General features: G+C 66.5%; 1 protein-coding gene. It reads left to right on the top strand.

The window, feature by feature from the left end:
* Positions 1–507 (top strand): Tn3 family transposase (locus tag ACFPZN_RS56695; RefSeq protein WP_378293806.1); only part of this gene is annotated, 507 nt, incomplete at both ends.

The following is a 507-nucleotide window of genomic DNA, read 5'->3' on the forward strand; positions in this document are numbered from 1 at the left end:
CTGGGACGACATCCTGCGCCTGGCCAGCTCGATCAAGCAGGGCACCGTCACCGCCTCGCTGATGCTGCGCAAGCTCGGCAGCTACCCGCGCCAGAACGGACTGGCCGTGGCCCTGCGCGAGCTGGGCCGGATCGAGCGCACGCTGTTCATCCTGGACTGGCTGCAAAGTGTTGAACTGCGCCGCCGCGTGCATGCCGGCCTGAACAAAGGTGAGGCGCGCAACTCGCTGGCCAGGGCGGTGTTCTTCAACCGCCTTGGGGAAATCAGGGATCGGAGCTTCGAGCAGCAGCGCTACCGGGCCAGCGGCCTCAACCTGGTGACGGCGGCTATCGTGCTGTGGAACACGGTGTACCTGGAACGCGCCACCCAGGGGTTGGTCGAGGCCGGCAAGCCGGTGGACGGCGAGCTGCTGCAATTCCTGTCGCCGCTGGGCTGGGAGCACATCAACCTAACCGGCGATTACGTCTGGCGGCAGAGCCGCAGACTGGAAGACGGGAAGTTTCGGCC

It is taken from the genome of Actinomadura rugatobispora (genome assembly GCF_042656285.1).
GTDB lineage: Bacteria > Actinomycetota > Actinomycetes > Streptosporangiales > Streptosporangiaceae > Spirillospora > Spirillospora rugatobispora.